This is a genomic window from Nocardia asiatica NBRC 100129 (assembly GCF_000308415.1).
GTDB lineage: Bacteria > Actinomycetota > Actinomycetes > Mycobacteriales > Mycobacteriaceae > Nocardia > Nocardia asiatica.
Map to the genome: position 1 here is coordinate 1 of NZ_BAFS01000154.1, position 8,178 is coordinate 8,178.

Annotated in this window: 10 protein-coding genes; 5 read left to right on the forward strand and 5 right to left on the reverse strand. The window is 69.5% G+C overall.

Annotated elements, in window-relative coordinates; all coding sequences use genetic code 11:
- Together ON27_RS14530 and ON27_RS14535 are read left to right on the forward strand one after the other, a co-directional pair.
- Positions 1–709 (forward strand): MFS transporter (locus ON27_RS14530; protein WP_157227190.1); only part of this gene is annotated, 709 nt, incomplete at its 5' end.
- 280 nt (positions 710–989) lie between these two features.
- Complete coding sequence (locus tag ON27_RS14535; RefSeq protein ID WP_043726246.1) at positions 990–2,069, forward strand: saccharopine dehydrogenase family protein; 1,080 nt, start codon at positions 990–992, stop codon at positions 2,067–2,069.
- Positions 2,070–2,186: 117 nt separating this feature from the next.
- On the opposite strand, the gene ON27_RS14540 is transcribed toward ON27_RS14535, so the two are convergent.
- Both ON27_RS14540 and ON27_RS14545 read right to left on the reverse strand, forming a co-directional pair.
- A complete protein-coding gene (locus ON27_RS14540) occupies positions 2,187–2,513 on the reverse strand; it encodes a hypothetical protein (RefSeq protein WP_043726222.1) in 327 nt (108 codons plus the stop codon).
- A gap of 477 nt (positions 2,514–2,990) precedes the next feature.
- On the reverse strand, positions 2,991–3,416 hold the full coding sequence (locus ON27_RS14545; protein WP_245559951.1) for a DUF4383 domain-containing protein: 426 nt from the start codon (positions 3,414–3,416) through the stop codon (positions 2,991–2,993).
- Positions 3,417–3,998: 582 nt separating this feature from the next.
- Between ON27_RS14545 and ON27_RS42885 the strand changes: the two genes are divergently transcribed.
- Positions 3,999–4,175: a hypothetical protein gene (locus ON27_RS42885; RefSeq protein WP_157227191.1), complete on the forward strand. Its 177-nt coding sequence runs from the start codon at positions 3,999–4,001 to the stop codon at positions 4,173–4,175.
- 142 nt (positions 4,176–4,317) lie between these two features.
- Here the strand turns inward: ON27_RS42885 and ON27_RS14555 are convergent, their stop codons facing one another.
- Positions 4,318–4,623 (reverse strand): hypothetical protein, encoded by a 306-nt coding sequence (locus tag ON27_RS14555; protein ID WP_043726226.1) that lies wholly within the window; start codon positions 4,621–4,623, stop codon positions 4,318–4,320.
- Between the two features lie 171 nt (positions 4,624–4,794).
- On the reverse strand, positions 4,795–5,385 hold the full coding sequence (locus tag ON27_RS14560) for an HdeD family acid-resistance protein (RefSeq protein ID WP_043726229.1): 591 nt from the start codon (positions 5,383–5,385) through the stop codon (positions 4,795–4,797).
- 212 nt (positions 5,386–5,597) lie between these two features.
- On the opposite strand from ON27_RS14560, the gene ON27_RS14565 reads away from it, so the two are divergent.
- A complete protein-coding gene (locus ON27_RS14565) occupies positions 5,598–6,584 on the forward strand; it encodes a glycosyltransferase family 9 protein (protein WP_043726240.1) in 987 nt (328 codons plus the stop codon).
- Between the two features lie 70 nt (positions 6,585–6,654).
- Here ON27_RS14565 and ON27_RS14570 read toward each other — a convergent pair whose 3' ends face one another.
- The gene (locus tag ON27_RS14570; protein ID WP_083887577.1) at positions 6,655–6,975 is read right to left on the reverse strand and encodes an ArsR/SmtB family transcription factor; all 321 of its coding nucleotides are present in this window, start codon (positions 6,973–6,975) and stop codon (positions 6,655–6,657) included.
- 183 nt (positions 6,976–7,158) lie between these two features.
- On the opposite strand from ON27_RS14570, the gene ON27_RS14575 reads away from it, so the two are divergent.
- Positions 7,159–7,875: a M23 family metallopeptidase gene (locus ON27_RS14575; protein WP_083887578.1), complete on the forward strand. Its 717-nt coding sequence runs from the start codon at positions 7,159–7,161 to the stop codon at positions 7,873–7,875.
- The last annotated feature ends 303 nt before the right edge of the window (positions 7,876–8,178 follow it).

Genomic DNA, 8,178 nt, shown 5'->3' on the forward strand with positions numbered 1-8,178 from the left:
GGCGGCGATCCTGACGGCCGTGTTCGCCGTCTCCTCGGCCCGGCATCACAGCCCGGTGGTGGATCCGGCGCTACTGCGCGCTCCCAACTTCGCCTGGATGACCGGCAACGCCGTCTTGTTCAACGTCGCCTTCGGCGCGATGCTGCTGTCGGTGGTGCTGTGGACGCAGAACGTGTGGGGCTGGTCGGCATTGCGCACCGGTATGGCCATCGCGCCGGGCCCGCTCATGGTGCCGGTGATCGCCGTCCTGGCCGGTCGGCTGATCGGCCGGATCGGGGCCGGGCCGGTGATCGCCGCGGGCGGGATCGTCTTCGGCGCGGGCATGCTGTGGTGGGCGCGGGCGATCACCCTGACGCCCGACTACATCGGCGGTCTGCTCGGCGGCACGGTGGTCAGCGGCATCGGCGTCGGCCTCACTCTGCCGACCGCCTTCGCGGCGGGCACCAGCGGACTGCCGCCGCAGCGGTTCGCGACCGGATCTGCCGTGTTGAGCATGGCACGCCAGATCGGCCTCGCGGTGGGAGTCGCGGTCCTGGTCGCGGTACTCGGCACGCCCACCGGTCCGGAGGCGGCACTCGACGCGTTCCGGCGCGGGTGGTATGTCACGGCCGCGGTGGCTGTCCTGGCGGGCTTGGTCGGCATGGCCGCCCGCATGCCCGAAGCCGCAACCGGGAAACAGGATCCGGTCACCGAGTCGGCCGCCGCCTGAACGGCAGCGTTTCCGCGGTGCCGCTACAGTGCCCATATGGCCCACGTCATGCCGGGCGCAGCCGATTCGCCCCTCGCCGGTCGCATCTTCGGCGCCCCGATCGAGAGGCGGAGTGCGGTGACGAACACGGGAACGCCTACCGTCCTCGCTTCCGGCCGACTACCGCGCGGCGAGGGCCGCTGCGCCTGTCATGATCTCCAGCCGGCGGCATCTCACTCGCCCCGGTGCGACCGAGAATCCGCACTGTCCACTCGCGAACAGAAACTTGGGTGACTGGCACATGCCGAAGATCGTCGTATTCGGCGCCACCGGATACACCGGCCGCCTGACCGCCGAAGCTCTCATCGCCCGCGGCGCGGCGCCGGTGCTGGCCGCACGCAGTGCCACCGCGCTCGGGAAACTGGCCGCCGACCTCGGAGGTGCGGAGACCGCGGTCGCCGATGTGACCGACCCCGGCTCGGTACGGGCTCTGCTGGCGCGGGGCGACGTGCTGGTGACGACGGTCGGGCCGTTCCTGCGCTACGGCGGACCCGCGCTGGCGGCGGCCGTGGCGGCGGGCGCGCACTACTTCGACTCCACCGGCGAGGGACCGTTCATCCGCAGTGTCTTCGACCACGACGACGCGGCACGCAAGGCGGGAATCGGCCTGCTGACCGCGTTCGGGTTCGACTTCGTTCCCGGCAATCTGGCGGCCGGTCTCGCCCTGCGAGAAGCGCCGGACGCCGTCCGCGCGGATATCGGCTATTTCATCGCCAGCCCCGGCACCAGCGGCGGCACCCGCGCGTCCATGGCCGGGATGCTGTTCGAACGCGGTTTCGCCCTCCGCGGCGGCCAAATCGTGCCGGAGCGGACCGGATCGCGAATCCGCGCCTTCGACGTCGCGGGCCGTTCGCGAACGGGAGTGTCGATTCCCGGATCGGAACATCTCGCGCTGAGCCGCGCCTACCCGCGGCTCCGTGAAGCCGACGTCTTCCTCGGCCTGCCGCCCGCGGCCGCTCGCGGCCTGCAGGCCGGCTCGTTGCTCACCGGCGCCGTCGCCCGAGTGCAGCCGGTGAAGCGGCTGGCCGCGGGCGCACTGGAGCGCGTCGTGCAGGGCTCCACCGGCGGCCCCGGACCGGAGGATCGGGCCCGCACCCGTTCCTGGGCGGTCACCGAGACATTCGACGACACCGGCCGCGTCCTGGCGTCGGTGACCCTCACCGGGGTCGACCCGTACGACTTCACCGGCGCGATCCTCGCCTGGGGCGCGCAGATCGCGCTGGACGGCGGCCTGCTCGGCGCCGGTGCACTCGGCCCGGTCGACGCGTTCGGCCTGGACGCGCTCACCGCCGGTGCGGCCGATGCGGGGTTCACCCGGTAGCGGGTTTCGCCGACACCACTGTGTCGGCTACGGATTCGATCGACGCTCAATTGCCGGTGCGTCGACGCTCTCGTGAAGCGGCCATCCGGCCGGGCTGCGGCGGGTCGCCGGGGAGGGCTACGCCCAGATCCGGGAGAGGGCCGAGCGGGAATACGTCTGCTGCGGCGTGACGGTGATCAGGTCGCAGACCTCGACGAGTTCATTGGGCACGGCATTGCCGAAGTGATGCAGCCCGGGGGCGATGACCGCGTCGACACCGAAATTGCGTGCCGCCTCGACCAGGCGATCCACCGGCGCGTCGGTACCGGCGCCGAAGGTGACGGTCTTGCACAACTCGTAGCCCAGGCGTTTGGCCAAACTCCGCATCTGCGCTTCGTCCCAGTCCTGGGACACACCCGAGACGTCCTTGCGGAGATATCCCAGCGCGGGTGGTTTGGCCCTCATCGGTAGCTCCCTTGCCGCGTTCGTCGCTGAAGTGGTGGAGTGCCCGCACGCCTCCAGCTGTCGCGGTATCGATGCAGCGAGTCGAGGCTGTGCAATGTATTGACATCATATGTTGTCAACAGCAGTCGATGTCAACATGTGAGGCGTTCCAGGCACACGGCCGCCGCGCGCCGATCAGGACCAAGGATACCGCCGCTCACACGGTCTCGCCCGGCCGTCGGCCTCTGCAGATGTCCTGCGCCGCAGCGATATCCGCTTCGCCGGCATCGGCACAGCAATCGGGCGGCCCGCTCCACCGCCTTCGGCCGCCCCGACGCAGGCGGCTCGATCGGATTCGGCGCTCGCGTCCACGACGCAGCGATCGCGTTCACTCCGAACTTCGCCGCAACACCTTGGCCGGAGATCGCCGTGCAGACGATCCCGGCCAAGGTGGTTACGCCACTCTGCAGCCGAAGCTGCCATGGCTACAGCGCCGGGCTATTCCAGCATCCCGCTCTGCCCGCCCGCTCCGGGCGCCCGGGTCGCGGGGCGCCGCGCCAAGAGCACACCGAGGGCGATCATGCCCGCGCCAAGGGCGAAGTGCAGCCAGTTGTCGGCCGTGTCCAGCGGCACGAAGTTCGCGGTGCTGTCCGGATCCACGATCAGCCCGTACAACCACAGGATGAGGTAGATCACACCACCGCCGATGAGGTATGCCCGTGCCGACGCGGCGGTCCGGGCGGCCAGCAAGCCGGCGACACCGAATGCCAGGTGCACCAGATTGTGCAGCACGGACACGTTGAACAGACCCAGCAATTGGGCCTCGGAGTGGTGTCCCGCCCATTTCAGCTCACTGAAGTCGGTGGTGATCCCGGGAATGAACCCGAGAATTCCGACGAGGAGAAACACCGCTCCTACCGCCATGGCGGCGACCTGGAGCGGGGATCGCCGGTCTGTTGTCGCCCCTGGTGTTGAAGTAGACATCGCCGCGCAGCCTTTCCGGGTGAGTGGATGACCTTCGTCCTCACCGACCTACCCCGGCGAGGAGTGAGCAAACAGACAGCTCAGGCCGTCACGCACACCGCATGATCCAGCGAACGCGTGTTCCGCCAAGAGGACGCCCTTCGCGTCCGGCCGAAGCCGTTCAGCGGAGATGCCGACACCACTTCGAGCCGACCCGTCGAGAATCCGGGGACGACCGGGCGCGGCACGGCCGAGACCCGGCGCACACTCGGAGCAGCCGTGGTCGACCGTGATCTTGATCTCCTCCGGCGACTACGCGGGGACCGGGACACGGTGAGAAGCAGCGTTCAGGCTGGTGTATCGACCGCGCCGAGCGAGCGGCGACCTTCGTGCGCTGCCCGGGTGGAGGACAAACGCCGTGCGGCCGACTCGCGCCCGCCACTCACCGGGGGAATACTGTGCGCGACTCGAAAACAACTGTCCGCCTTGGTGAGCCAACGCAGTCTGTCAGCCGGATGGGGTGATGCCTAGGAGGCGGTAGCGGTGTTGGTCTGGTGCGCTGTGGCGATGATCGTGATCATCCTGTTGGGCGGCGCGGCGACGGCGATGGTGTGGGATCCGCGCGGCCGTCGCCGCTCGGCGGTCGCCACGCCGAACCCGGTGGCGGGAGCCACGGAGGCGGCGGTGCCGAGCCCGGGCGATTGGCCGCGCACGCGCTGAGGGAGCGGACCGAGCCGGTGGCACCGGATCAGCACCCGCGAAACGCAGTTCGGCCGGGCGAGGATCCTCGGAGACGTCGACGATCGACGCCTTGCCCGGATCCCGGCCCGGCCGCTTTCGCCTACCGCGTCAGGCGTTTCCGTCAGCTGACGGAAACGCTGCCGCCCTTGGGCAGGTAACCGATCCGCTCCACGGGCAGCTCGCCGATCACGGAGCCGGTGCAGTCGCGACCGGAGTGCAGCGTGACGGCACGATCGGTGCTGTTGACGACGGTGATCTGAAAGGTGGTGTAGAAGGTGCTGTCGGTGTTGAAGCAGCCCACCGGATCGATCCGCTGTTCACCGTTGATCGTCATGATGCCGACCGCGGCCTGCGCCGTTCCCGCCGACAGCAGGGCCGCGGCCCCTGCCAGGGCCAGCGCACCGACAAACCCAGCAGTACGAATCATTCGTGCCTCCAGTTCTTTTCGATGTCGGCCAACCCCGAAGCCGACGTCTCGTGAAAATGCGCCTGTGATTCTGTCACGAGTTCCAACCAGACGGAACCGTGCCGGTCAGGCGTGGGAGACACCGCATCGCGCGACGCGGGCGCCGGGGCGCCGAACCGCGCGGGCTCGCGATCACGCGGCAGCGGGCGCGGCAGACGCCAACCGGGCCTCGCGGCGCACTCCGAACGCCACGATGACCTCCATGATGCCGATGATGATCAGCCACACTCCGGCCAGGACGGCCAGAGTGGCCACCGACGACACCGGCCAGACGATCAGCACGACGCCGGCGATGGCGGTCACGACGCCGAAGAGCACCTGCCACCACCGTCCCGGCATTCCCGGCTCGGAAAGGGCGGCCACCAGCAGCGCGATCCCGCGGAACAGCCAGCCGATCCCGATCCACAGGCCCAGCAGCAGAATGGAAGCCAGTTCGTCGCGGAAGCAGAAGACGCCGATCACGATGGACAGCAGACCGATGACGAACGACAGCACTCGCATACCGGTGCTGGCCGGCGCGCCGAAGGCCGCCATCAACTGCAGGAAGCCGGTGACCACCAGGTAGACGCCGAAGATGACGCCCGCGACGAGGAGGGTGATGTCCGGCCAGGCCAGGATCAGGACGCCGAGGATCACCGCGAGGATGCCGGTGACCAGAATGGTTTGCCACGCCCTGCGGGCAAGAGACTGCAAAGGACCCTCTACCACGCTGTTTGTCGTCATGTGTTGATGCTATAGCCCGCTACCGGGCATTTGCTGCCCATTTGCCTCGGACCGCTGGCGGTCTCGCCGCTCGATTGCCCCGGCGTCGCCCGACGTTCACGTTTCGCCACCGGAGCGGTCGGGTAGTTATTACTGAGTGACTCTTCATGGGCGCCCCTGGGGTGAACGGGTGGGTCGGGGTTCGGTGAGACTCGGGTGGCTAGGAGAAGAGGGTGGCGGTTCTGCTCGTGTTGCAGGCGCGTGGGCTGGGTGATCTACTCACCGCGGTCCCGGCTCTCCGTGCGCTGCGCCGAGCCAAACCGCGCGACCGCCTCGTGTTGGCGGCCCCGCAGCGGCTCAAGCCGATCGTCGATCTGATCGCATCGGTCGACGCCCTCGTGCCCACGGCCGATCCGAGTAGCCTGCGCTGGAACGCGCCCCCGCCGGAATTGGCGGTCAACTTGCACGGCGCGAGCGCCGAAAGCATCGTCGCACTGGCCAAAACTCAGCCCGGCCGCATCCTCACCTTTCGCAACGCCGCCTTCCCCGAGCTACCGGGCCCGGAGTGGGAACCGGATATGCACGAGGTGGACCGTTGGTGCCACCTGCTCGAGTACGACGACATCGGGGCGGATCGCCGCAACCTCGGGTTGGTGCCACCGGTATCGACGACCAGCAGGCGCGACTGCGTGGTCGTGCACGTCGGCGCGAGCGCACCGGCCCGTCGCTGGCCGCCGGACCGATTCGCCGCCGTCGTACGACACCTGCTGGTCCTGGGCCGCGAAGTGGTCCTCACCGGCGACGAGAACGAACGCGAACTCGCGCTGGGCATCGCCGCACGGGCCGGACTGCCGATCGGCCGGGTGCTCGCCGGGGAACAGAACCTGATCGATCTGGCCGCCACCGTGGCCGAGGCCGCTCTGGTGATCTGCGGGGACACCGGCGTCGCACACCTGGCCACCGCCTTCGGCACCCGCACCGTGCTGCTGTTCGGTCCCACGCCGCCCCGGTGCGCCGGTCCGCCTTCGCACCTGCTGGGCAGGCACGCCGTGCTGTGGGCCGGCCAGGTGGGCGACCCGGACGCCGACCGCCCCGACCCCGGCCTGTTGCAGATCGGCGTCACCGAAGTGATCAACGCCGTCGACCGTCAACTGAGCAAGCGCAACTGGCCCGGTACCGGCGCCGACCGCCGAAAGACGGCGTATCGGCGCGTCGGCTGACGCCACCGCACCGACCACCCGGCCCGACCCGGGACATCCGGGGGGCGATGCGCGGCGCCGGCGCACTCCGTCAGGTCGTCTCCGTCGCGGCGGTTCGCAACGCCGCGGAATACGCTGCGATCGCACTCGGCCAGAACTGCTCGAGATAGTCGCGGGCATCGGCGAGGCCGCGCGGGTCCAAGGAGTACAGCCTGCGGTTGCCTTCCGGGCGCATCATGACCAGTCGCGCCTCGCGCAGCACGCGCAAATGCTGGGAGACCGCCGAACTGCTCACGCCGACCTCTCGCGCCAGGTCGCCGACCGAGCGCGCGGCCTGTGGCAAAGCCTCGAAGATCGCGCGACGAGTCGGGTCCGCCAGCGCCGTCAGGGCACGAACTCCATTAGTCGCCACTCACACAGTGTGATCAACTGACGTTTCGCCGGTCAACTATCGGGTATGCCGCTATAGCTCCAGCTCAAGAAGGAAGATACGTAGACTGTTACCGCGTCGTGACCAACGAGCTGGGCGTTTATCTGGCCGTGACGGTTGCCACAGGATTGCGGAACGGGCGCGCCGCTGTCGTACGTTCGATGCATGCCCGTGACCTTTCCGTTACCGATCCGTCGCGGCGTGACCCGGTTCCGCCGCCATCGCGCCGCCACCCGCGTGGTCGCCGCCTCGGCGGTTGTCACCGCCTCCGTCGGCATCCTCGCCGCAGCCCAACAGGACCAGGACGCCGACGCCTCGGCCCGCCTCGTGGCAGGCAGGATCGCCTCCGGCGAGATCCGCCCGGCCCAGGGCATGGCCCAGTTCGCCACCTTCGCCACCCACGAAACGCAGCCTCCGCAGGCCGCTGCCGACCCCGCGGCGTGGGATCCGAATCGCCTCGCACAGAACTTCGCCCGTCCGAAGACCGTCCGGCCCGTCGGCGGCGTGCTCACCTCGAACTACGGCGCCCGTTGGGGTGCGATGCACGCGGGGCTGGACTTCGGCGACCCGCTCGGCGCGCCGATCGCCGCGGTCACCGACGGCGTGGTGATCGAGGCCGGTCCCGCGTCCGGCTTCGGCCTGTGGGTGCGCGTGCAGCAGGACGACGGCACGGTCGGCGTCTACGGCCACGTCAACGACATCCTCGCCACCGTGGGCCAGCCGGTCCGCGCCGGTGACGTCATCGCGACGGTCGGCAACCGCGGCTACTCCACCGGTCCGCACCTGCACTACGAAGTCCACCTGCCCGGCGGCCAACCGATCGACCCGCGGCCCTGGCTGGCCCAGCGCGGCATCGACGTCGGGTTCGCCCCCGAGGACTGACTTCGATCCGGTTCGCGGGACATGAGGGGATCGCGAACAGACTCCGCGACAGAGCCGTCGCCTGCGCCGGGCCGCGAACGCAACGACGCGTTCGCGGCCCGCATCACTCCCGCGCCGCGTTTCCACCGCGGGAGCGCGCGATCCGCCCCTCGGCGACCGGTACGACTCTGCGGTATCAGCCGGAATCTCGCCCGATACCGTGGTACCAGACGCGAATAACGCTGCGGCGGGACGACCGCCGCGGTCCGCGATTCCTACGTTCGGTCCATGTCCACAACACATTTCGTCGCCATACCGCAGGAC